This is a genomic window from Streptomyces filipinensis, from assembly GCF_014649495.1.
In the GTDB taxonomy this organism is placed as follows: Bacteria; Actinomycetota; Actinomycetes; order Streptomycetales; family Streptomycetaceae; genus Streptomyces; species Streptomyces filipinensis.
In genome coordinates, this window is sequence record NZ_BMTD01000015.1 from 1 (window position 1) to 20,993 (window position 20,993).

The 20,993-nt window shown below is 69.9% G+C and carries 24 protein-coding genes and 3 pseudogenes; 17 read left to right on the forward strand and 10 right to left on the reverse strand.

The window, feature by feature from the left end; all coding sequences use genetic code 11:
- Positions 1-362 precede the first annotated feature (362 nt).
- From IE244_RS42235 to IE244_RS28735, 4 genes and pseudogenes are all read left to right on the forward strand, one after another.
- Positions 363-698, forward strand: coding sequence for a hypothetical protein (locus tag IE244_RS42235; RefSeq protein WP_229854376.1), 336 nt, complete (start codon positions 363-365; stop codon positions 696-698).
- A gap of 6 nt (positions 699-704) precedes the next feature.
- Complete coding sequence (locus IE244_RS42240) at positions 705-878, forward strand: hypothetical protein (protein WP_229854377.1); 174 nt, start codon at positions 705-707, stop codon at positions 876-878.
- A gap of 378 nt (positions 879-1,256) precedes the next feature.
- Positions 1,257-1,391 (forward strand): hypothetical protein, encoded by a 135-nt coding sequence (locus IE244_RS43215; RefSeq protein WP_373305785.1) that lies wholly within the window; start codon positions 1,257-1,259, stop codon positions 1,389-1,391.
- Positions 1,378-1,727: pseudogene (locus IE244_RS28735) on the forward strand (ArsR/SmtB family transcription factor). The gene IE244_RS43215 and the pseudogene IE244_RS28735 overlap by 14 nt, the downstream one beginning before the upstream one ends.
- 415 nt (positions 1,728-2,142) lie before the next feature.
- Here the strand turns inward: IE244_RS28735 and IE244_RS28740 are convergent.
- Entirely contained in the window at positions 2,143-2,601 is a 459-nt protein-coding gene (locus tag IE244_RS28740; RefSeq protein WP_191876478.1) for a MarR family winged helix-turn-helix transcriptional regulator, read from the reverse strand.
- 110 nt (positions 2,602-2,711) lie between these two features.
- Here IE244_RS28740 and IE244_RS28745 point away from each other — a divergent pair, with 110 nt between their 5' ends.
- A complete protein-coding gene (locus tag IE244_RS28745; protein ID WP_191876479.1) occupies positions 2,712-3,794 on the forward strand; it encodes a substrate-binding domain-containing protein in 1,083 nt (360 codons plus the stop codon).
- Between the two features lie 302 nt (positions 3,795-4,096).
- Positions 4,097-5,794 carry a purine-cytosine permease family protein gene (locus IE244_RS28750; protein ID WP_191876480.1) on the forward strand — a complete coding sequence of 566 codons (1,698 nt, stop codon included), beginning with the start codon at positions 4,097-4,099 and terminating at the stop codon, positions 5,792-5,794.
- Between the two features lie 132 nt (positions 5,795-5,926).
- Here the strand turns inward: IE244_RS28750 and IE244_RS28755 are convergent, their stop codons facing one another.
- Both IE244_RS28755 and IE244_RS42880 read right to left on the reverse strand, forming a co-directional pair.
- Complete coding sequence (locus IE244_RS28755; protein ID WP_229854378.1) at positions 5,927-6,367, reverse strand: hypothetical protein; 441 nt, start codon at positions 6,365-6,367, stop codon at positions 5,927-5,929.
- Between the two features lie 163 nt (positions 6,368-6,530).
- Entirely contained in the window at positions 6,531-6,662 is a 132-nt protein-coding gene (locus IE244_RS42880; RefSeq protein WP_268252916.1) for a hypothetical protein, read from the reverse strand.
- Positions 6,663-6,854: 192 nt separating this feature from the next.
- On the opposite strand from IE244_RS42880, the gene IE244_RS28760 reads away from it, so the two are divergent.
- The 3 genes from IE244_RS28760 (at position 6,855) to IE244_RS28770 (ending at position 8,066) form a co-directional block, all read left to right on the forward strand.
- Positions 6,855-7,322 carry a phage tail tube protein gene (locus IE244_RS28760; protein WP_191876481.1) on the forward strand — a complete coding sequence of 156 codons (468 nt, stop codon included), beginning with the start codon at positions 6,855-6,857 and terminating at the stop codon, positions 7,320-7,322.
- Between the two features lie 183 nt (positions 7,323-7,505).
- On the forward strand, positions 7,506-7,823 hold the full coding sequence (locus IE244_RS28765) for an HhH-GDP family DNA glycosylase (protein WP_191876482.1): 318 nt from the start codon (positions 7,506-7,508) through the stop codon (positions 7,821-7,823).
- Between the two features lie 72 nt (positions 7,824-7,895).
- A complete protein-coding gene (locus IE244_RS28770; RefSeq protein ID WP_191876483.1) occupies positions 7,896-8,066 on the forward strand; it encodes a hypothetical protein in 171 nt (56 codons plus the stop codon).
- Between the two features lie 749 nt (positions 8,067-8,815).
- Here IE244_RS28770 and IE244_RS28775 read toward each other — a convergent pair.
- The 3 genes from IE244_RS28775 to IE244_RS28785 form a co-directional block, all read right to left on the reverse strand.
- Positions 8,816-9,382, reverse strand: a complete 567-nt coding sequence (locus IE244_RS28775) for a TetR/AcrR family transcriptional regulator (RefSeq protein ID WP_191876484.1) — start codon at positions 9,380-9,382, stop codon at positions 8,816-8,818.
- Between the two features lie 83 nt (positions 9,383-9,465).
- Positions 9,466-10,854 (reverse strand): amidase, encoded by a 1,389-nt coding sequence (locus tag IE244_RS28780; RefSeq protein ID WP_191876485.1) that lies wholly within the window; start codon positions 10,852-10,854, stop codon positions 9,466-9,468.
- Entirely contained in the window at positions 10,841-11,050 is a 210-nt protein-coding gene (locus IE244_RS28785; RefSeq protein ID WP_191876486.1) for a hypothetical protein, read from the reverse strand. Before IE244_RS28785 ends, IE244_RS28780 begins: the two co-directional genes overlap by 14 nt.
- Before the next feature lie 132 nt (positions 11,051-11,182).
- Between IE244_RS28785 and IE244_RS28790 the strand changes: the two genes are divergently transcribed.
- Together IE244_RS28790 and IE244_RS28795 are read left to right on the forward strand one after the other, a co-directional pair.
- Complete coding sequence (locus tag IE244_RS28790) at positions 11,183-12,445, forward strand: MFS transporter (RefSeq protein ID WP_191876487.1); 1,263 nt, start codon at positions 11,183-11,185, stop codon at positions 12,443-12,445.
- A 32-nt stretch (positions 12,446-12,477) separates the two neighbouring features.
- Positions 12,478-13,422: an MBL fold metallo-hydrolase gene (locus IE244_RS28795; protein ID WP_191876488.1), complete on the forward strand. Its 945-nt coding sequence runs from the start codon at positions 12,478-12,480 to the stop codon at positions 13,420-13,422.
- Here the strand turns inward: IE244_RS28795 and IE244_RS28800 are convergent.
- Complete coding sequence (locus tag IE244_RS28800) at positions 13,356-13,748, reverse strand: hypothetical protein (protein WP_191876489.1); 393 nt, start codon at positions 13,746-13,748, stop codon at positions 13,356-13,358. The genes IE244_RS28795 and IE244_RS28800 overlap by 67 nt on opposite strands.
- Before the next feature lie 193 nt (positions 13,749-13,941).
- On the opposite strand from IE244_RS28800, the gene IE244_RS28805 reads away from it, so the two are divergent.
- Together IE244_RS28805 and IE244_RS42245 are read left to right on the forward strand one after the other, a co-directional pair.
- The gene (locus tag IE244_RS28805) at positions 13,942-15,012 is read left to right on the forward strand and encodes a helicase associated domain-containing protein (protein ID WP_191876490.1); all 1,071 of its coding nucleotides are present in this window, start codon (positions 13,942-13,944) and stop codon (positions 15,010-15,012) included.
- 294 nt (positions 15,013-15,306) lie between these two features.
- Positions 15,307-15,372 (forward strand): annotated as a pseudogene (locus IE244_RS42245) (hypothetical protein); the annotation flags it as partial.
- A gap of 375 nt (positions 15,373-15,747) precedes the next feature.
- Here the strand turns inward: IE244_RS42245 and IE244_RS28815 are convergent.
- Complete coding sequence (locus IE244_RS28815) at positions 15,748-16,011, reverse strand: transposase (RefSeq protein ID WP_191876491.1); 264 nt, start codon at positions 16,009-16,011, stop codon at positions 15,748-15,750.
- A gap of 249 nt (positions 16,012-16,260) precedes the next feature.
- Positions 16,261-16,869, reverse strand: a complete 609-nt coding sequence (locus IE244_RS28820; protein WP_191876492.1) for a hypothetical protein — start codon at positions 16,867-16,869, stop codon at positions 16,261-16,263.
- 450 nt (positions 16,870-17,319) lie between these two features.
- Between IE244_RS28820 and IE244_RS28825 the strand changes: the two genes are divergently transcribed.
- The 4 genes from IE244_RS28825 to IE244_RS28840 all read left to right on the forward strand — a co-directional run bounded on the left by IE244_RS28825 (position 17,320) and on the right by IE244_RS28840 (position 20,467).
- Positions 17,320-17,748 (forward strand): hypothetical protein, encoded by a 429-nt coding sequence (locus tag IE244_RS28825; protein WP_229854379.1) that lies wholly within the window; start codon positions 17,320-17,322, stop codon positions 17,746-17,748.
- Positions 17,749-18,021: 273 nt separating this feature from the next.
- Positions 18,022-19,047 carry a tetratricopeptide repeat-containing protein gene (locus tag IE244_RS28830; protein ID WP_191876494.1) on the forward strand — a complete coding sequence of 342 codons (1,026 nt, stop codon included), beginning with the start codon at positions 18,022-18,024 and terminating at the stop codon, positions 19,045-19,047.
- Positions 18,972-19,430, forward strand: a complete 459-nt coding sequence (locus IE244_RS43220) for a tetratricopeptide repeat protein (protein WP_373305786.1) — start codon at positions 18,972-18,974, stop codon at positions 19,428-19,430. The genes IE244_RS28830 and IE244_RS43220 overlap by 76 nt, the downstream gene beginning before the upstream one ends.
- A gap of 458 nt (positions 19,431-19,888) precedes the next feature.
- The gene (locus IE244_RS28840; RefSeq protein WP_229854381.1) at positions 19,889-20,467 is read left to right on the forward strand and encodes a hypothetical protein; all 579 of its coding nucleotides are present in this window, start codon (positions 19,889-19,891) and stop codon (positions 20,465-20,467) included.
- Positions 20,468-20,718: 251 nt separating this feature from the next.
- On the opposite strand, the pseudogene IE244_RS42255 reads toward IE244_RS28840, so the two are convergent.
- Positions 20,719-20,979 (reverse strand): annotated as a pseudogene (locus tag IE244_RS42255) (telomere-associated protein Tap); the annotation flags it as partial.
- Between the last annotated feature and the right edge of the window lie 14 nt (positions 20,980-20,993).

The following is a 20,993-nucleotide window of genomic DNA, read 5'->3' on the forward strand; positions in this document are numbered from 1 at the left end:
GGGCGACAAGGAGAGGTTCAACCGGGACCTGCTGGAATTCCTCAACAAGTAGCAGCCGACCCTGCCAGCCGCAGGGTCTTGCTCGCCTTCGCCCAGGACGACGAGGGAACGCCCGCGCCCTCGGACTCGGGCCGGCGCCGGCATCGAGCAGGTCCTGCACAGCGGCCTCACCCTGCGCCCCGACACCGCGGTGCCGGATCCTTTGCCGGTCACGATCGCCTCGTATCCCCGGCATCCTGACCGTGGTCGATTGCGACGCGCAGGAGGACGATCGCGCCGTCGGCGGCTTCAGCATGGCTGACGACCACCTCACGGAGAGGTCCAAGCCGCTGCTGGGCTGCGGCTCTTCGGAGTGACGGTCGTTGATCTCTTTGAACGTCGACGTCGGGGCGTTCGAGGTTCCCGGAGGTGCACTCGCGGTCGTGCTCTCCCCGGATGCCGGGCACGTGGTGGCCACCGGCCCTCTGGGGTACGCCCTGTGGCGCCGCTCGGACGGCCGTACGACGGTGCGGGAGTCCGTCGGCCCAGGCGGCGGCCGCCGCCTGGGCCGACGGACCCGGGTCGCGGTCGCCTCTGGCCGCCGCGCACTCGTACCCGACGCGGACCGCGGTGAGTTGTGGCGTACGGAGCCCGCAGCGTCGCCCCTCACCGACCTCGCCTGGATGCGGCAGGGGCGGCGACTGGCCGTGGCAGCGTAAGGGGCCGTGCGCTGCCACCAGCGGCACACCGAGAAACCGGTCGCCACCTACCCCTACGTGGGCTCCCCTCTCGCACTCGCCGTCGCGCCCACCGGGAGGTGGATCTGCAGCGGCAACCAGGACGCCTCCATCCACATCTGGCGCGCCCGCGGCGGCGGCGAGCTGACCATGTCCGGCTGACCGGAGAAGGTCTCCCGGCTCGCCTTCGACGACACCGGCTTCTGGCCGCCGACGGCGCACCCGACGTGACCGTGTGGGACTTCTCCGGCAAGGGGCCGGAGGGAACCGCACCGCACTCACTCCGCTACCACGAGACGGTGACCGCGCTGGCCTGGCGACCGGGCGCGGCCGGGCAAGTGGCCAGCGACGGCGACGGCACCGTAGCCCTGTGGCACGCCACAGCCGGGCGACCCCAGGCACACTGGCGCGGCAGAGCACGGCTTCCAGGTCCGTACGACGGACTGCCTCGGTCCCTGCGACCAGGCCGACGTCATCGTCGTCCAGCCCTCCACCGCCGGGCGCCGGGGCGGAGGCCGCGCCGTCTGGGGCGGCTTCGCCATGGACGACGACAGCACCGACGACCTGCTGCGCTGGGCACCCCAGGGCGGACCCGGCATCGCCGAACCGACCGCCACCCTGGCCCTCCAGCTCATCCGCCCGCCGCGCGAGGCACGCGCCCGTGCACGCCGATGACTTCGACGCCGGCGGCCGCGACATTCTCGCGGCAGCCCGGCTCGACGAGGCCTCCGCCGCCTCCGTCGCCACGACGTTCCAGGCCCTCGCCACACCGTCCCGCCTACTGATCCTCACCACCCTGCGGCAACGCCCGTGCCCCGTCGGCGAACTCGCCGCCGCCATCGGCATGGAACAGTCCGCCGTTCCCACCAACCGCGCCTGCTGCGCGCCCTGGGCCTGGTCACTGGCCGCCGCGACGGCCGTCGCATCGTCTACAGCCTCTACGACGACCACGTCGCCCAGGCCGTCCACCACATCGAGCACCTGCACCTCGGCGCACGCGACATCGGCTGACGCACAGCATCCGGGAGGGGTGCGTCAGTTGAGGTGCGCCACCTGCGCGGCGCCGGGGCCGTGCGCAGCCGGTCGGGCAGCGTGCCGTCGTCGGGCATTCCGGCCCGAAGCCAGGCCCCGATCGCCTCGGCGTCGGCCCAGCAATGGCCCCGACTGACACGCCCCCACAGCTCATGACCGAGCATCGCTCGAATCACCAGCGCCGGCCTCCGCTCGCCGCGCGCCGTTGCCTTCTACCGCCGGCAGGGCTGGACCCAGGCCGCGCTTCCCCTCTGAGCGCGCGCAGGGCTTCACCCCTCCCGCTGGCTGTCACGCCAACCCGGTCGTCCAACTCGCTCGCTCGACCGCCAAGACGCTGAAGCGCAGGCCCAACTTCGCCACACAGGGACGTGACCGCGGCCATTGATCGAAAAGTTCAACTGTGCGGCCGGCTGGGCGCCACCGCAGGCAACCCGTCGACCGTTGCCGCGAGCAGAGGCAGGAGCTGGGCGAGTTTTCCCTGGTCACCGATGGCGTCGAGAAGCCGGGTCTGGTCGGAGTGGACGCGGTGGGCGGCGCGCTGGTGGAGGATGCGGCCGCGGGCGGTGAGGTGCAGCAGGACGCGGCGGCGGTCGCCGGGGTCGGGCCGACGGTAGACGAGGTTACCGGCGACCATGCGGTCGACGAGCTTGGTCAGAGTGGGCGCCGGCATGAGGGCGTGGTCGGCGATTTCGGACATCGGGTGGCCCTGCCCGTCGGCAACGGCCGACAGGACGCGCCACTCCTCCACCGAGCAGCCCTCCTCGGCCAGCACCGCGGCCAAGCGCCGGCCGAGGCGTCGCTCGGCGTGACTGAGGAGGTGGGCAAGGTCCGGGGAGGAGGGTTCGGAGGGCATTGCCGGTGTCCTTCCGACAGGTCTAGTGTTCGGGCAGATTACGAGCCTCCGCGAGGGTGCCGGGGCCCGGACCGGGATCCGCGCGCCCAGTGCCCTCACGGAGGTGGTCTGTGCATCCGGTACCGCCCAGAGGGAATGGCGATTCGAGCACGACGCTGGTCGTGGCCCTGGTCGTGCCGCTGCAGGGACCCGCGGGGGTCTTCGGCCCGTCGTGCGAGCTGGCCGCGCAACTGGCCGCGGAGGAACTGAACGCCCTGGGCGGCGTGCTGGACCGGGAGGTCCGCCTGGTCACGGTGGACGGCGGGGCATCGCCGGAGCGGGTGGCGGCCGAGGTCGAGGCGCTGGTGTCGCTGCGCGCGGTCGACGGGGTGGTGGGCTGGCACACCTCGGCCGTGCGCCAGGCACTGCTGCCGCGGATCGCGGGCCGCGTTCCATACGTCTACACAGCCCAGTACGAGGGTGGCGAGCGCACACCCGGGGTCTTCCTGACGGGCGAGACCGATGCCGCGCAACTGCTGCCGGCGATGCGGCTGCTGGCCGAGGCGACCGGCGCGCGACGCTGGTGCACGGTGGGCAACGACTATGTGTGGCCGCGCGTGACCGCCCGCGCCGCACGTCGATACGTCCGGGCGTGCGGCGGTCTGGTGCGCGACGAGGTCTTCGTGCCGCTGGGGACGCATGAGTTCGGGCCGGTGCTGCGCCGGATCGAGCGGTGCGAGGCGGACGCGGTGCTGATGCTGCTGGTCGGCGACGACGCGGCACGCTTCAACCGGGCGTTCGCCGCGTACGGCCTTCACCAGCGGTGTCTGCGGCTGAGCACCCATATGGACGAGAACATCCTGCTGGCCACCGGTGCCGAGGCCACCGACGGGCTGTGGGCGACGGCCGGTTTCTTCGAGACGCTCGCGACCGCCGAGAGCCTGGACTTCAGCGCCCGTTACGCGGCGCGGTTCGGTGTGGATGCCCCAGTCGTGGGCAGTCTGGGCGAGTCGTGTTTCGAAGGGGTGCGCCTGCTGGCGGCGTTGGCCGAGCGGGCGCGGTCGCTGGACGTGCGGGCGATGTGCACCGTGGGCGAAGCGGTCTCCTACGAGGGCCCGCGCGGCGCACTGCGGCTGCGCGGCAACCATCTCACCCAACGGCTGTACCTGGCTCGGGCGGATGCCTTCGACTTCCACATCGTCACCCAACTCTGACTCCGATCCCTGCCGTTGACATCACCCTGCCACAGAAATACTTTCTACGGGAAGCATCTGGCGGAGGCGAGGCATCCGTATTCAATCGGGCCCTTCGCTCGCCGCAGTCGCCCATGGACGGGCACCCCGGCCCACACGGTTTCGCTCCCGTTGGCGTGCTATCTACGCGCATCGAATAAAGGCCCGTTAAAGACCTTTCCCTTAAAGGAAGCGAAACGTTCAAGAAACAGTGCGGCGTGACTCTTCCGTGCAATCACCCGGGGTCGTCCGGGTCGTCCCCAGTGCTGGGAAGAGGGAATGTCGTGACGGAGATCGTCGACAAGGAAGCACCGCCGGCGAGTACGGGCGGACGGACGTACAACAACTGGGCGCGGAACGACACGTTGGAGGACTACTCCCTGCGCTACGCGCCGAAGTCCTTCCGCCGCTGGACCCCCTACGTGGTGGCCACCACGGCACTCGGTGGCATCGCCTACCTCGCCGACTTCGCCATCGGCGGCTCGATCGCCATCTCCAACGGCTTCTCCAGCGCCATGGTCGCGATCCTGGCCGCGGCGGTGGTCATCTTCCTGACTGGCATCCCGATCTCGTACTACTCGGCGAAGTACTCCATCGACATGGACCTGCTGACCCGGGGCGCGGGCTTCGGCTACCTCGGATCCACGCTCACCTCGGTCATCTACGCCAGCTTCACCTTCATCTTCTTCGCCCTCGAAGGCTCGATCATGGCCCAGGCCCTGGAACTGGGGCTGCACATCCCGCTCGCCGTCGGCTATCTGATCTGCTCGCTGATCATCCTGCCGCTCGTCATCTACGGCATGACGGCGCTGTCGAAGATGCAGGTGTGGACGCAGCCGGTGTGGCTGGTGCTGATGGTCGCGCCGTTCGTGTCCATCGCCATCCAGGAGCCGGACGAGTTTTCGCAGTTCACGCACTTCGCCGGCAACTCCCCCACCGGCTCCAGCATCAGCATGCTCGGCGTCGGCGCGGGCGCCGGCGTGGCCCTGTCGCTGATCGCCCAGATCGGCGAGCAGGTCGACTACCTGCGCTTCATGCCCGACAAGACACCCGAGAACAGCAGGAAGTGGTGGGGCGCCGTCCTCTCCGCCGGCCCGGGCTGGGTGGTGCTCGGCGCGGCCAAGCAGATCGGCGGGGCCTTCCTCGCCTTCTACATCGCCGGCAGCGTGGGCCTGTCCAAGGCCAACGAGCCCATCCAGCAGTACGTCCACGGCTTCAAGACCTTCGCCGCACCCGTCGCCCTGGGCCTGGCCACGTTCTTCGTGATCCTGTCCCAGATAAAGATCAACTCGACGAACGCGTACTCCGGTTCGCTGTCCTGGTCGAACTTCTTCTCCCGCCTCACCCACCGCCACCCCGGCCGGGTCGTCTACATCTTCCTCAACGTCGGCATCGCGCTGGCCCTGATGGAGGGCGGCGTCTTCGGCTTCCTGAACACCGTCCTCGGCTTCTACTCCAACGTCGCCATCGCCTGGATCGGCGCGGTCGTCGCCGACCTCGTCATCAACAAACCGCTGAAGCTCAGTCCCTCGTACATCGAGTTCAAGCGCGCGCACCTGTACAACTTCAACCCGGTCGGCTTCGGATCGATGCTCATCGCCTCGGCCGTCTCCATCGCGGCCTACTTCGAGGCGTTCGGAGACTACGGCAAGGCATACTCCCCCTTCATCGCCCTGTTCCTCGCGATGGTCCTCTCACCGCTGTTCGCGATGCTCACGAAGGGCAGGTACTACATCGCCCGCGTCGACGACCTGGAGCAGCCGCTGCTCGGGGCGGACGGCCTGCCCTCCGCGGCCATGCTGACCTGCACCGTGTGCACGACCGACTTCGAGCGGCCGGACGTGGCGAACTGCCCCTTCCACGCCGGGGCGATCTGCTCACTGTGCTGCAGCCTGGAGAAGGACTGCCACGACTCCTGCAAGAGCGGCTCCGGCACGGGACCGGTCGCCCTCGCCATGCCCACCGTGCGGTCCGTGGACTGACCAGCATCACCTTCCCGTGTCCCGTTCGGCTCCGGCTCGCGTTGTTCGACGCGGGCCGGAGCCGACGTCGTCAGTCGGTCAGGTCTGCCTTAGCGTCGCGGGCGTACGGTGCTTCGAACGGGCATGCGTCGGTCAGCCCTTTGGCTGGTGCTGGACAGGTAGGACACGAATGCCCCCGTCGCTGCCGGCGGACTGCCGCAGCTGCTGGTTCTCAGCCTTCAGAACGTGCAAGACCCGCACCAGTTGCTGGAAGCATGTCCGCAGTTGGTTGTGCTGGGCGCTCAGGCGGGTGAGCTTGTGCTGCAGTTCGTCGTTCTTCCGCTTGAGGTCGTCGACGACCTTCGGACGTGCATCCTGCATCCGGACCAGGGCGTAGAACAGGCCTTTCAGCCCGGTGTGCTTGTGGGTGAGTTTGTTGCGCTTGACGTCGGCTTCCTGGGCGAGTGACTTGATGGTCAGCTGGCCATCGGAGCGCAGCGGCGTCCCCACCAGGAGCCGGATCATCGCGTCGGTGACGGCCTCGATCTCTGCGGCATCGCCGAGCCGCGAGGGGCTCGCTGCAGCGGCGGCCATCGCGAGGACCCGGCCCACGGTCTCGGCGCCACCCGCGGCCGCCGGTGGCGCGGCCGCATCCGCACCGTCGCTGTTGCTGTCCTGTCCGGTTGGGGCTGGTGCGTTCAGCGATCACGATCGCCGCTACCCCGCCCGCTCCCGACCGCGTCATCTGACTGACGGCCTATCCGGTCACCGAGTCCTCACTGCTGAACTGCTGACCGACGCCGCCACCGGCATTCAGGCGCGCATCCGCGCAGGCACCGACCCTCGCGAGGTCGACCCGCTCGACGACCAGGTGCACGCCGTACTGCACGGCTCCGGCCCCCACACCTTCGGCGCCGTCCCATTGCGGCTCGTCTACCGCCTCTCGGCCGTTGTAATCGGCGCTGACTCCTCCGGTCGCTGGGAGCGGACAAGCAACTACTACGCCCACGCCCATCGCATGTACCCAAACCTCGAATAGGAGGCGCCCACGTGAGCACCCCAACGCCCCCCAGCCGAGACCGTGACCGCGCTCGCGCGCCGGTACCGGCTCGAACTGGACATGAGCATCACCCCGGGCACCCCGGTATGGACCCTGGTCCCGGGGATCACCGAGTTCACACCGAAGATCGAACCAACGCAGCAGGTCGTCACCACCTACGACGCTGAGGGGTGGAGCGAGCAGGCCGTGACTATGCGCGCGTGGTCCATCGAAACGACGCTCGCGCACCGCGCCCACCCCACGACTGGCGCGTTCAACGCCGCGCAAAAGGCTCTGCGCAAGGCATCGATGTCGTTCGGCAGCGCCTCGTACGTGCGGATTCGCGATTACGACCGCAACGGTGCCGCGGATGCGCGGGCGGGTAAGCCGGACGGGCAGGAGCAGCAGGCGGCGGCGCAGGGCGGTGGTGTCGCGGGGGCGGGGTGCGGCGAGCGCTTGATAGATGGCGTTCCAGGCGGCTTGCGTCTGCACTGTGACTGTGCACGATAGGTGGCCCGGATGGACAAATGCGATGCACAGTTCGGGGCCCAGCGTCACCGGGTGGCTGGCGAGTGGCCCAGCGCCTCTCGCGCAGGAGAGCTGTGCACGGCGGTCCACCGGCAGGAGGCCGTCATGGCGCAGGCGCGGTGGCGCGTTCCGTCGTCATGTGCAGCGGATGAGTCGCTGTCGGGCATGCGACAGAGCTGTCCCGAAGAGCACTTCGAGATCGCCGTGGTCGCCCTGCTCCTGCAGAACACCACCATCGCCCGCACCACCCAGATGACCAGCAACCTCCTCACCCACCACGGGCAGCTCGTCAACTTCGGCAGCATCACGCTCAGAGCCTGGTTCACCCCCGCGGAACTGGCCCACGTCTCCGCCGAAACCCTCAGGCAGCAGGACCGCCTCGGCTACCGTGCCAAGACACTCCCCCACTTCGCTGACTTACTCCGTGATCACTCCGCCGAGGAACTCCAGGCCACCGACGAGCTCGTGGAGACCTTCCAGTAAATCAAAGGTATCGGCCCCTACACCGCCGCGGTCATGGCTTCGCACGCGTCCCGGAACCGCGCATCCTTCGGCTTGGACGTTTGGAACCGCAAGATCCTCGCCCGGCGGCTCTTCCTCGGCCACGCCGGGACCGCCGGCCTGTACTCCGTCGAGCACGAGTACCTCGACACCCCAGTCGCTCCACTCCTTGACCCGGCCGGAATCGACGCCTGGAACGAAGCTCTGGAGCGCCCCACCGCGTGACCTGATCCAGCCACCTCCCTCAGGCAGCGCCTCTTCCGGCTGCCGCCTTTCCGGGCACGCGTCCACACCTGCGTCGACAAGACCACGAACGTGAGACGTGCCGCGTTCGAGTGCCCTGAATCCCTCCACGGCGCAGCCGGAGCGGCCACCACTCATGAATAGAACATCCGTCCACGATCTGCCCCCGCCAAGCCCGTTACGGACCCCCTGGGGGACGTTCTTAGAGCACCAGTACCCCTCACGCGCCCAGATGGAGGACACCATTAATCCTGTACTCGCCCCCATGCATCAGCCTCTTGAACGTAAAGGTCGCCGCGCATCGATCCCCCTGGTGGAATCAGCCGCCACCCCGCACACCAACACATCCCCCTCCGAGCGTCACGCACCCGACAGCTCGCCCTGACACTGCCGACACCAGCGAAGTGAGGTGAGCTACCTCCTCGACGGGTACCACAAGCTCGCCGCTCGTCTTGGATTTCGGCGTGTGGATTTGAGGCACACGCGGCGGGGCGGCCCCTCGTCGCCGCCGACCTGCACTCGTTCACGGCCTGGACCGATGGTCCGGGCCCGGGTGGCGCCGGCCGTGTGGAGCACTATCGGTATGAAGAGCGTTGCCGTGGCGTGGGGAGCTCCGGGCCGGGACGGTGGCTGCAGCGAGTGCCAGGCCTGCGCCGCTGACTGTCGCGCTCGCACGGCACCCGGCTGAGCATCCGGCCTCAGGGGAACAGTCCGCTCGCGGAGGCGTTCGGTCAGTGGTCGGTCGAGCCGACCAGCCCTGCCACCAGCTGACGCGCGTACGCGGTGTCGAGTCCGTCGGGGCGGAAGAGGATGCGGTACATCATGGGGGCGACGACGCGGTCGAGGACCGTCTCGACGTCGGGTGTGGTCTCCTCGCGGTTGGCCGCGCGGTCGAGGATGACGTCGATCTGCTCGGCCGCGTAGGCGGAGCACTGGCCGGCGTTGCTGCCGTCCGGGTCACCGAGCAGGGCGTCGCGGATGTAGGCGCGGCCCGTGGGGGCGGCCATCTCCTCGAGGAACTGCTCGGCCCAGGCCTGGAGGTCGGACCTCAGGCTTCCCTTGTCCTCCGGCGCCGTCTCGGGCCGCAGGCGCTCGACCGCCACGTCCGACAGCAGCTCCTGCAGATCGCCCCAGCGGCGGTAGATCGTGGACGGGGTGACTCCGGCGCGGGTTGCCACCAGGGGGACCGTGAGTGCTTCGCGGCCCAGCTCCGCCTCGAGTTCGTGCACGGCGGCGTGCACCGACGCCTGCACCCTGGCGCTGCGCCCTCCGGGGCGCACCATTGGCTTTCGGCTCATACAACCACCTTAAAGCAAATATGTTGCTTCAAGTGCTCGTCCGTGGCCCCGGCCGGTCCGGCCTGGGCCGCTCGGTCGGTTCGTTATGCCGCCGCCAGCCGGCGCGCGGGCTGCGTCTGCTCGTAGGCGTGGCCGGCCCTCAACAACGTCGGCTCCCCGAGGGGGCGGCCGAGCAGCTGCATGCCGATGGGCAGGCCTGTCGTGTCGTGTCCGACCGGCACGGACAGCGAGGGCACCCCGGTGATGTTGGCGGGGGCCGAGAGGCGTACGTAGGCGTCGGAGACACCCTCGACGGTGCCGTCCGGCCAGGTGAGAGTGGACTGGTCCGCCTTCGCCGCGGCCGCCGGGACCGTCGGGGCGGCGATCACGTCGACCTCCTCCAGCAGGCGCGCCCAGGCCTGCCGCATGAGGGTGCGGGAGCGCTGGGCGCGCAGGTAGTCCCCGGCCGGCATCAGCTCGCCGGCTTCGAGAAGGATGCGGACGTCCGCCTGGTACAGCTCGGGGACCGCGCGCAGGGTTCGCTCGTGGTAGGCGGTGGCCTCCGGCACCATCAGGCCCCACTGGGTGGCCTGGATGAAGCGCGTCATCGGGATCTCGACCTCGACGAGGCGCGCGCCAAGGGTCTCGAGTTCGGCGATGGCGCGCCGGACGGCGGCCTCGACCTCGGGGTCGACGTGGTCGAAGTAGTAGTTGCGCGGCACACCGACACGCAGCCCTGTCAGATCCGTACCCGCGCCCGGCCGGTAGTCCGCGGCGGACGTGGCCAGGGAGGCGGGGTCGCGGGGGTCGTGGCCGGCCAGGGCGGTCAGGACCAGGGCCGCGTCCTCGACGGTGCGAGTGATCGGCCCGACGTGGTCCAGCGACCAGGACAGTGACGTGATGCCGTGACGGGGGACGAGGCCGTAGGTCGGCTTGAGGCCGACGACTCCGTTGAGCGCGGAGGGCACCCGGATCGACCCGCCGGTGTCGGTGCCCAGCGTGAAGGTCGCGGTGCCCGCGGCGACGGCGACGGCGGATCCGCCGCTGGAGCCGCCCGCGACTCGATCCTGATCCCAGGCGTTGTTGGTCTGCGGGGTGGTCAGACCGTAGGCGAACTCATGGGTGTGGGTCTTGCCGACCAGGACCGCGCCGGCCGCGGTCAGACGTGCGGCGACCGTGCTGTCGGTCTCCGCGCGGTGGTCCGCGCGGACCCGGGAGCTGGCCGTGGTGGCCGCGTCGGCGACGTCGATCAGGTCCTTCAGCCCCATGGGGATACCGTGCAGCGGGCCGTGCAGGCGGCCGGCAGCGACCTCCTGCTCGGCCTCGCGCGCCGCCAGGCGTGCCTGTTCCGCGGTGACGGTGACGTAGGCCTTCAGGTGCGGTTCCGCCTTCTCGATCCGGTCGAGGACGGAGTCCACCAGCTCGACGGGGGACAGCTTCCGTGCCCGGATCGCGTCAGCGGCTGCGGCGAGGGACAGTTCATGCGGCTGCATCGTTCTTCTCCTCTCCCGCGCGGTAGGCGGCGGCAGGCGGGGTGTCCCCGAAGTCCAGTTCCCGCAGGACCGCGACGACGGAGTGGATGTGGTTGGCCGTGGCGGCCACCGCGGCGTGCCGGTCGGCCCGCAGTGGGAGCCCTGCGCGGTCGGCCCAGAGGGCCGCCTCCGGCGGCGTGAGTTCAGCAGCGGACATGAGTGTTCTCTCCTGATTCGAACTGAAGCTGTGGAGCAATCCCCACACCAAAAGCTAACGGTTTGCTTTAAGCGACACTAGGGCCCTACGGTGACTTAAAGCAAACCCGTTGCGTTTAGCGGAAGGAATCTCATGTCCAGCGCCACACCGGGCGCACCCGCACCATGCCCCTGCTCGACCGCCTGCCCCGGCACGGTGAACCGCTCAGCGGCCTTCGTCCTCAACGCGTCGATCCTGGCCTCGCTTCTGGCGGCCTCCAGCGCGCCGACCCCCCTGTACCCCCTCTACCAGGACCAGTGGGGCCTGACCCCCCTGACGGTCACGGTGATCTTCAGCGCCTACTCCCTGACGCTGCTGGTGGCCCTGCTCACCGTCGGAGCGCTCTCCGACCACCTGGGGCGGCGCCCCGTCCTGGTGGGCGCCCTGGTCCTGGAGGCAGTCTCGATGCTGCTCCTGGCCTCGGCGAACGGCGCCGGCCCGCTGATCGCCGCCCGCATCCTGCAGGGAGCGGCCACGGGCGCGGCCACCAGCGCCGCGGGCGCCGCCCTCCTCGACCTGGCGGACCCCCGGCGTACGGGCCGGTCCGCCCTGACCAACAGCCTCGCCCCGGTCGCCGGCATGGCCGCCGGCGTACTGGTCGCCACCCTCCTCGTCCGCTTCGCCCCCGCCCCCACGGCCACCGTGTACGTGCTCCTGGCAGCACTGTTCGCCGCCCAGGCGATCGCGGTCACGTTCATCCCGGAGACGGCCCGCCCACGCGCCGGAGCGTTGCGCTCCCTGCGGCCCCAGCTCGCCGTGCCGCCTACGGCCCGCCGCGCCCTGCTGGCGGCCGGCACCGGAGTCGTCGCCGTCTGGGCACTGGGCGGCTTCTACTCCTCCCTCGGCCCGGCACTCGTACGCCTCGTGGCCCCCGGCGCCCCGTACGCGCTCGGCGGCATGGTCTTCTTCACCGTCAGCGCCGCGGCCACGCTCACCGTGTGGACGCTGCGGCGAACCACGCCGTTTGCCGCAGCCACCGGCGGAGCCGTGGTGGTGATCCCGTCCGTGGCCCTGAGTCTGTCCGGTCTGCACGGCGTCGGCCTGCTCGCCGTCTACGCCGGCGCAGCCCTGGCGGGCTTCGCCTTCGGCGCCGTATCCCAAGGCGCGCTACGCATGATGCTCACCTCGCTCGGCGAACAGGACCGCGCCGCGACCCTGGCCGCCTACTACGTCCTCAGCTACCTGTCCATGAGCGTCCCCGCCATCGCCGCGGGCGCCGCGACCCAGCACTTCGGACTGCGGACCACCTCCCACACCTACGCCGCAGCCGCAGCCCTCCTCGCCGTCGCGGCGGTGGCAGCACTGACCGCGTCACGGCGCAAGGCGCTCCACGCCGCAGGCGACCACCTCCGCTGAAAACCACTGAAGAACAAAGGAAACGACGGACCATGAACGCCTCACCGGCCGATGAGACCACCACCATCCCCTCCTGGACCGTGGGCGACGTCACCGTCCACCGCATCGACGAGGCACCCCTGCCACCCGCGACCGGACCCTGGCTGCTGCCGGACGCCACCACGGATGTGGTCAAGCAGCAGGACTGGCTGCACCCCGACTTCGCCGACCACGACGGCATCCTGCGCATCGACAGCCACAGCTTCGCGTTCGTCCTGGGCGGGCTGCGCATCCTCGTCGACACCGGCATCGGCAACGGCAAGGAGCGGGCCAACCCCGCCTGGCACAACCTGCGGACCGACTTCCTCGATCGCCTCACCGCCGCCGGTTTCCCCCCGGCCTCCGTCGACCTGGTGATCCTCACCCACCTGCACGCCGACCACGTCGGTTGGAACACGCGGGAAGTGGACGGCGAGTGGGTCCCCACCTTCCCCAACGCCCGCTACCTCACCTCCCGCATCGAGCGGGAGTTCTGGGCCACGTACGACATGGAAGAGGCGCGCAAGCAGATGTTCCGCGACTCCGTGATCCCCGTCGAGGATGCGGGGCTGCTCGACCTCGTCGACGTGCCGGCCAAGGGAGTCGAGATCGCCCGGGGCCTGCGCCTGCTGCCCACGCCCGGCCACACCCCCGGCCACATCGCCGTCGAGCTGACCAGCCAGGGTGAGACGGCGCTGATCACCGGCGACTGCATCCACCACCCGGTCCAGTTCGCCCACCCCTCCATCGGTGCGTGCGTCGACATCGACCCGGAGCAGTCCGAGGCCTCCCGCCGCAAGCTGCTCGGCTCCCTCGCCGACACGGAGACCCTGGTCCTCGGCACCCACTTCGCGCCGCCCACCGCCGGCCGCGTGATCACCGACGAGAACGCCTACCGGCTCGCGCCCGTCCCCGCAGCCCCGCAGACCGCCCGTCCCTCCCGCTCGCCCAGCGCCTGATCCGCCTCGGTGCCCTCGACGCCCTCTCCGCCGGCCTGACCCGGCGGGACCTGCTCCTGCAGGCCACCGAACCGCACCGGCACTCCCGCAACCGCACCGCCACCGATGGCCAGCCGCTGCTGGGTCGACCATCCCTCGGTTCGAGCCGTGGACTGCCGGGCTTCGAGGACGGTGTCCGCCACGGCGCGGATGGCGGCGCGCGCCACGGCCTGGTTCTGCTTCTCGGTGTCGGACGCGCCCCGGGTGGCGCGCAGGGCGGCAAGGGCCTGGCGCAGCGGATCGTCGAGAACCAGCTCCCGACCGGCGGGATGGTAGGCGCTCGGCACCGAACTCCACTGGGCGGCCGCTTTCCCTCGACCCCTGGCCCGGGCCCACACCTACCACCAGAGGCACGGCCACCTGGCCGTCCCCAAGGAAGACGCTTGGGGGATTACCCGTTGGGCACGTGGCTGTCCAACCTGCCCACCCGCCACACCCGCATGCCCACCACCAAGCCGCCGCCCTGAACGCGCTGTACCCGTGGTGGAACGCGCCCTGGAGCCGCTGTGGCGGCGCACCTGGCACCAGGCCCACGACCACGCCGAAGCCCACGGCCCGCTCCAGCCCGGCAGCGGGTTCCCCGCCACCAGCTACAGCCTGGGCGAATGGCTGTACCTGCAGTGCACCCGCTACCCCGCTCTCCACCCCGAACAGCAGCGCCCCCTGACCGAGATCGGCATCGACGCCGCGGCGGCGGCCGCCGCCCGCCCCAGACGACGCAACCTCAAGGCCGGCGCCGAAGAAGCCCTCGCCCACGCCCGCTCCTACACCGCCGAACACGGACACCTCGCCCAGGTCAGCGCGGCCACCGTGCACCACGGTTACCCGCTGGGCCGATGGCTCGCCGGCCAACGAAGCCAGCAGCAACGCAAAGTCCTGTCCCCCGAACGGCAACAGGCTCTCAACGCCATCGGTCCCTGGTGGTGCCCGCCCTGGAACCTGCTCTGGCAGCGCAGCCACCACCGCGCCCGAGATGCTGCAGCCGGCCGCGGTCTCCAGGCCGAGAACGGCTTCAATGCCCTCGAGGACTCCGGTGCCGCCGACTGGCTGTGGCACCAGTGCACCACCTACGACGAACTCAGCGAGGAACAGCGGCAACTTCTCACCAACATCGGCATCACCACCGCGGTAGCCCGCACGGCCCGAGAACACGCACGTACGGCTTCGCAAACACCGGCTGCCGCCACGGCCCCGGACGTGGAAGGCAAGACCAGCCACGCCAGAAGGGCTACAGAGCCCGCAACTCCCACCGATCCTCGCCGCGCACGACGTGCCGCCAAGCCGAAGCGTCCCCGCGAACCCCGCAACCGCCTCGGGCACCGCTCCGACCTGAGACCCGGCTTCGAAACAGCCCTGGCCTACGCCCGGGCCTGGCACGCCGAACACGGCCACCTCGCCGCTCCCCGTGACACCCGGCACGACGAGTATCCGCTGGGGTGGCGGCTGTTCAGCCAGCGCAACCGCGCCAAGGACCGCGCACGCCGCGGTCTGCCGCCTTCACCTCACCTGGCCGAGCTCGCCGCGATCGGCCTCTGGTGGAACCCGCCCTAGGACCTGCACTGGCAGTGCAACTACCACCGCGCCCGCAACCACATCGCCGCAGGCCACCCAATCGACCCCGCGGCCCGCATCCCTGCACCGAGCACCGTCCTGGGCAGCTGGATCACCCGGGCCTGCCTCCAGTACAACCAGCTCCACCCAGACCAGCAGCACCTGCTGAACGCGACCGGCATCACCGCTCAGACAGCCGAACGGTGGCCGCCCAGTTCCCGCCCCCGGCCCCACGCCGAAGCCCTCGCTCACGCCCGTAGCTGGGCTAGCGGACACGGCCACCTCTGCCCGCCGATCAAAACCGTCCACGACGGCTTCCCCCTCGGCGAATGGCTCAACCGACAGCGCGAACCCGCGAAGAAGCGCAGCAGCCCCTCCCCCACCCAGCAAGCACTCGCCACGATCGACCCCTGGTGGAACCCACCATGGAACCTGCGCCGACAACGCGCCTACCACCACGCACACACCCACCCCGGCTACCCCACCACCGCCACTGGCTCCAAACCCAGCAACGCGGCTGGCTACTCCTCCACCCCACCCAACAACACCTCCTCACCACAGCCGGCCTCGTCGCACGCTGAAGAGCCGTCTCCCTCACACGCTGCGCACCCGAAGCACAGCAGAACGTGGACACCACCCGTTCGGGCTCACGCCCCAACACCACTACCAGCACATACCAACGCTCAAAAAACTGATCACCACACAAGGAAACCGAGCATAGCTGACCAACACTCACTAAACCTGACAAACCAGCAGCTCAGCACCGACCCAAGCCCCCGTTCCTCCCATCACCGAGCCCCAGCAACCCAGCCCGAACCTCAACCACCGGCGGATGTCGCCGATCTCCGCCACGATGACCAGCGCGGTCAAAGGGCCAATGCCAAGCAGCGTTGTCAGGGCCTTGACCCGCGGATCGGCTTTCGCGGCCTGGGCGAGCGCATCGTCGAGCCGGTCGATGACCACCTTGAGCGCGTCGATGACCTCCAGCCGGTCGGCCACTGCCCGACAGGCGTTGACCTGTTGATCGGCTTGCTGCGCTTGATCGTCAAGCTCATGATGGAAGTGGGTCTTGTCCGCCCGGGTGCCAGTGGCACAAGCGAGGGCTATTCAGTGGCCACAGGCGCTGGCAGGTGCCGTACCCCTGCAGCGGCTTCAAGAACGGCCCGTCCCCTACAAGATGACGGTGCACACGAGCCACGAACGTGACAACTGCCGTCACGGGTGGCGTGTCGTGCGGCCAGGTACTACTCAGCGGGCGTTGACAACCACCTCGACGGTTGCATAGCGGCTTCGCGGCTCAGACAGTGCGATGTCCTCAGCGAGGGCTGCGAGCAGACGGTCGTACTGCTCTCGGATTTGGGCGAGGCCCTCCCAGCGGATGTCCTGGTCCTCGTTGAACGTAAACAGCTGCTCCCACTCGGAATCCCACGAGTCGGGCCGCGCCTGGCGCCTGCGGACAAAACCGCTTCGAATCTGGGCGTCCTGAGCCCAACCCCGGTACTCGACGAAGCAGGCCCGGACAAAATCCCCGTACGCGTCGAACGCTTGCTGGCTGAACAGCGGAGCGACGGAGAAGAACATCCGATCCATGTCGCGTTTGATCTTGACCACCTCTGGCGGGGTTAGCTCCTTCCACCGACCGACGAAGGTCAGGTAGCACATCACGTCGTTGATCATCGGAGCGAGCTGCCCGTAATACTGCAGACGTGCCTTGATCAGCTCCTGATTGCGCCACTGACTGGCCTCCCACAACTTGAGCCGCATGGACAACCGATGGCCAACAACAACGACCACCACCGGAACGGCGACCGCCGCCGCGGTCTTGATGACATCGAGCACGACGGACATACCGGCCATAGCGCGATCCTGGCACAGGCCGCCTCCGAACCCTGACCACCCGCGCGTCCATACCGACCGGCTGCCGCCCCATGGCCCACAGCGTGCGGGACAGGCCCAGCGGGCGCCTGAGCCGGCGCCCGCCGTCATCCACAAAAGGCGCCCGCCTTCCAGCCCCAGATCGACGTCCGGCCCGAGAGCCACATCCCGCTGCCGACCGCCCCGACCGCGACGGCTTGGACGACGAACCGGACAACGTCCACCGGCACCAGCACGGACCCTTCGGCTCTGGGCGGCAGCAGTTTCAGAGGGTCCTCTTTCGAGCCTGCCGGTGTGTGTCCACGGCTGTTTGTCATCCAAGAGGGGCCGCTGCGTGCCATTGTGGTAACGGCGCGTCAGCAACAGGGGGTTGGGGGTGGCGGCTCGATGGGTCGTGGAGTGCGCTTGCTGGTGGCGGCCGGGGTGACCGCGGTGGCGTTCGCGGTGCCGACGGTGGTGTGCGGGGTGTGGGCACTGCCGTGGCTGGTCAAAGACGAGGGTGCGCGCTGGGGAGCGGCATCGGCACTGGGCGCGGCGGTGGCAGCGCTGGCCGTGCTGTGGGGCCAGGGCTTCGCCTCCTGCGACGGTGCCGGCACAGCCGGATGCGTGGAGCCGCGCGGCGATCGCTCGGTCGCGGTCCGCGGGCCGGTCAGGGGCAACATCTCCACGGGCGACATCGGCATGCCGACGTCGCCTGCCGCGGCCAGTCAGGCCCCGTCTCCGGCTGCCCCGGCGCCTGCCGGGCCGCCGGGGCAGCCGGGATCGGTCGTGACTTCCGGGGAACGGTCAGTCGCCCTCGGCGACGGTCTGGAAGGCGACATCGACACCGGTGACCGCACGAACGGCGGCCCGCGGCCGTGAAACGAAGCTTCGGGGGGAAACGCAGGCGGCCACCGCAGGACGAGGCAGCCACCGAGGCGGCCGTGACCGCGTCGGGTGCACGCTCGATCGCGATCGACACCCAAGGCGGTCCGTTCCTCGGGAACGCCATCACCGGGAACGATCCGGTGATCGTGCAGGTGCCGCGGGGTGAGCTGCGCCCGCCGTCGCAGATGGACGCTCCGCCAGGACTGGTGAACCTGCACGCCCGGCACGCCGCGTTCGTGGGACGCGTACGAGAGCTGGAACTGCTGGATGCAGCGCTGGTCGGTGAGGGAGCGGCGGTCGTGCAGGCCCTGCACGGGCTGGGCGGAGTCGGCAAGAGCGCCCTGGCCGCCCCACTGGGCCGCCACCCGCACCCGCCTCGACAACCCAGTCTGGTGGATCCCCGCCGACACCCCGGCCGACCTGGAAGCGGGGTTGGCAGCGCTGGCCGCCGCCCTGCAGCTCGCCCCCGTCCAGCTGCCCCCGGACCAGCTGGCGGAACGAGCCGTGCAGTGGCTCGGCACCCACCATGGGTGGCTGCTCATTCTGGACAACGTCGATGACCCCGGCCATATCAAGCAGCTGGTGGCCCGCGCCGACACCGGCCGCATCCTGATCACCAGCCGCCTTTCCTCCGGCTGGCACGACACCGCCACCCCGGTACCCCTGGACGTCCTCACCCCCGCCGAGGCACTGGCCCTCCTCACGCGGATCCTCACCAGCTCCGGCGGCAGCCCGGACCTGGACGGCGCCGCCGACCTGTGCGAAGAACTCGGGTACCTGCCGCTGGCCGTCGAACAGGCCGGCGCCTACATCGCCGAGGCCAGCCTGACGCACCACGGCTACCTGCGCCTACTCACCGACCACCCGACCGAGATGTATCGGGAGGCGGGGGAGAAACACCGCAGCGAACAGACCATCGCCCAGATCTGGCGCATCACCCTGGACCGTCTCACCGACACCCCCCTCGCGGGACAGGTCCTGCGAATCCTCGCCTGGTACGCCCCCGACGACATCCCCCGCACCCTCTTGGACCCCCTCGGCACCCCGCCGGAGGTCCATCGCGCGGTGCGCCGCCTGGCCGCCTACAACATGATCACCGCCACCGACGGCACCCTGAGCGTGCACCGGCTCGTCCAGGCCCTCGCACGCGCCTCCGATACCACCGACCCCCACCGCCAGCCAGGCGACATCACCACCGCCCTCCACCAGGCCACCGAATGCCTCCAAGGCGCCACCCCTACCGACCCGGCCGACCCGAGAGATCCGCAATCCTGGCCCGCTGGCGCACCCTAATTCCCCACATCGACACCCTCGTCGGCCACCCACCCCCCGCCACCGACACCGCAGCCACCGCCACCCTGTTGCACGGCACCGGAGTCTTTCTCATCCACCAGGGCCAGACCCAGCGCGCCATCGCGCACCTCCAGCGCGCCTTGGAGGACCGAGTTCGGGTGCTTGGTGAGGACAACCCCCACACCCTCAGAACCCGAAACAATCTCGCTTTCGCTCACCAGTCGGCGGGGGATCTGGGCCAGGCTATCCCGCTGTTCAAGCAGACTAACGAAGACATCGTGCGGGTACTGGGCGACAGTCACCCGGCCACCCGAGCCGTGGCGGCAAACCTCGCAGCGGTCCTTGGGGCCCGCGGTACAGGTGGGCCGACGTTTAAGAAATAACCCCCGGTGGTTGACAACTGCTGCCGAACATGAGCTGCCAGCAGCTGATCGACAAGCCTCCCCTAGCTACTAAGACGTGCTTGAGATGAGCTGCACCAGATCCGCGCCGTCGGGCCCGGCAGCCAGGCCCGGGACGTCCCGGAGGAAGAACTGGACGAGCCCCACGAAGGGCACTGGTCCGTCCTCCCCGGGACTTCCGGCGCCGGGCCACGGGCGGCTCTGCGGCTGTGCACCCGCGGCCCGGGCGCTGCGGATCTCATCCGGTACGTATCCCTCGGCCTCGTGCTGGTGCGTCTCGTGGCAGACCGGCCACGGCTCGCCACCCGGCCACGGCGTCGGACCGCCGACGTGGCTGTCGTGCCGGCCGGGACGCCCCGGCCGGGGGTGCAACCGGGTCGTCCGGCCCCGGTAGGGGGCAAGCTCTGGGAACACGGCCTCCACGGACACCGGTCTGGCAGGTGTGGTCCTCGTCATGCGCGGGTTCCGGTCCCGCCGCCCGCAGGGCCCTGACCGCCGCCGCTCAGGCCCCGCGCTTCGAGGGCCGCCTTGTCCCCCGCACCTTCGCGAAGAAGGCCAGCGCCTTCCTCGCCCGGGACGGCATCGTGCTCTACGACGACCCCGACGCGTATCTGATCCGCGCGTTCAAGCACGACAAGGCTCTGTGCGAGCCGGAGCCCGGCGCCACAGCCCCCAGGCAGTACGACTGCCGGCCAGGCTGCGGCGACACCGTGCGCACCGGGACCCCCGCCCGTCTCCTGCGCGAACGCGCCGACGAGATCGACCAGCTCGCCGACCACGCCCCACACCCCATCGGCCAACGCCTACGCGCCAACGCCCACCGGCTGCGGGCCACCGCCGACCTGCATGACGCCACCGCCAAGCCCGAACTCACTGGTTTGCCATCACCCTCGGAATCCTCTCACCGTTCCGCTCTCACACCAGCCTCCCGCAGACATGTCGCGGACCAGGTCAAGCAGGCCACCGCGGGCCTCGACTGGCTCGCCGACCAGGACCACACCCTGGAGCTCCCGGCGTAGCTGGGGCCGCCCGCCGAAGGGTGCATGAACGTCCACCCTGCGGAATCGAAGCCGAGGTCGAGCGACTTCGGGAGATCTTCCGCGCACCATCTCCAACAGCTGCCGCAGGTTGAACAGGGCCTGGGGCACCAAGCAGCAGCCCTCATCCGACTGGGCGACGCCGCTTGCACCAGCGTGGCCCAGCTCGCGGCGGCGACACAGGAAGCATTCGCTCGCACCCACTCGCTTTGTCGAGGCCGTTCCCGAACGCGGCCGTCATCGACGCCGACAACGGCGAGCAGGAGACCACGATGGCAGCCGTCCTTGATGTACCGGACGAGGCTGAGTTCCGGCGCGTCGAACCGCTGGCGGACTTCCTCGCCCCCCAGGATGGTCTGGGTGCTCTCATGCCTGACCTGGCCAGGGTTGATGCCGAGCTTGAAGCCGCCGGGCAGCGGCGGCCCGTCCCGGCAGGGCAGGAAGCCCAGCGGCGAGGGCCCGATCGAGGTGTAGACGACGCAGTCGGACAGCACACATCGGGACCCTC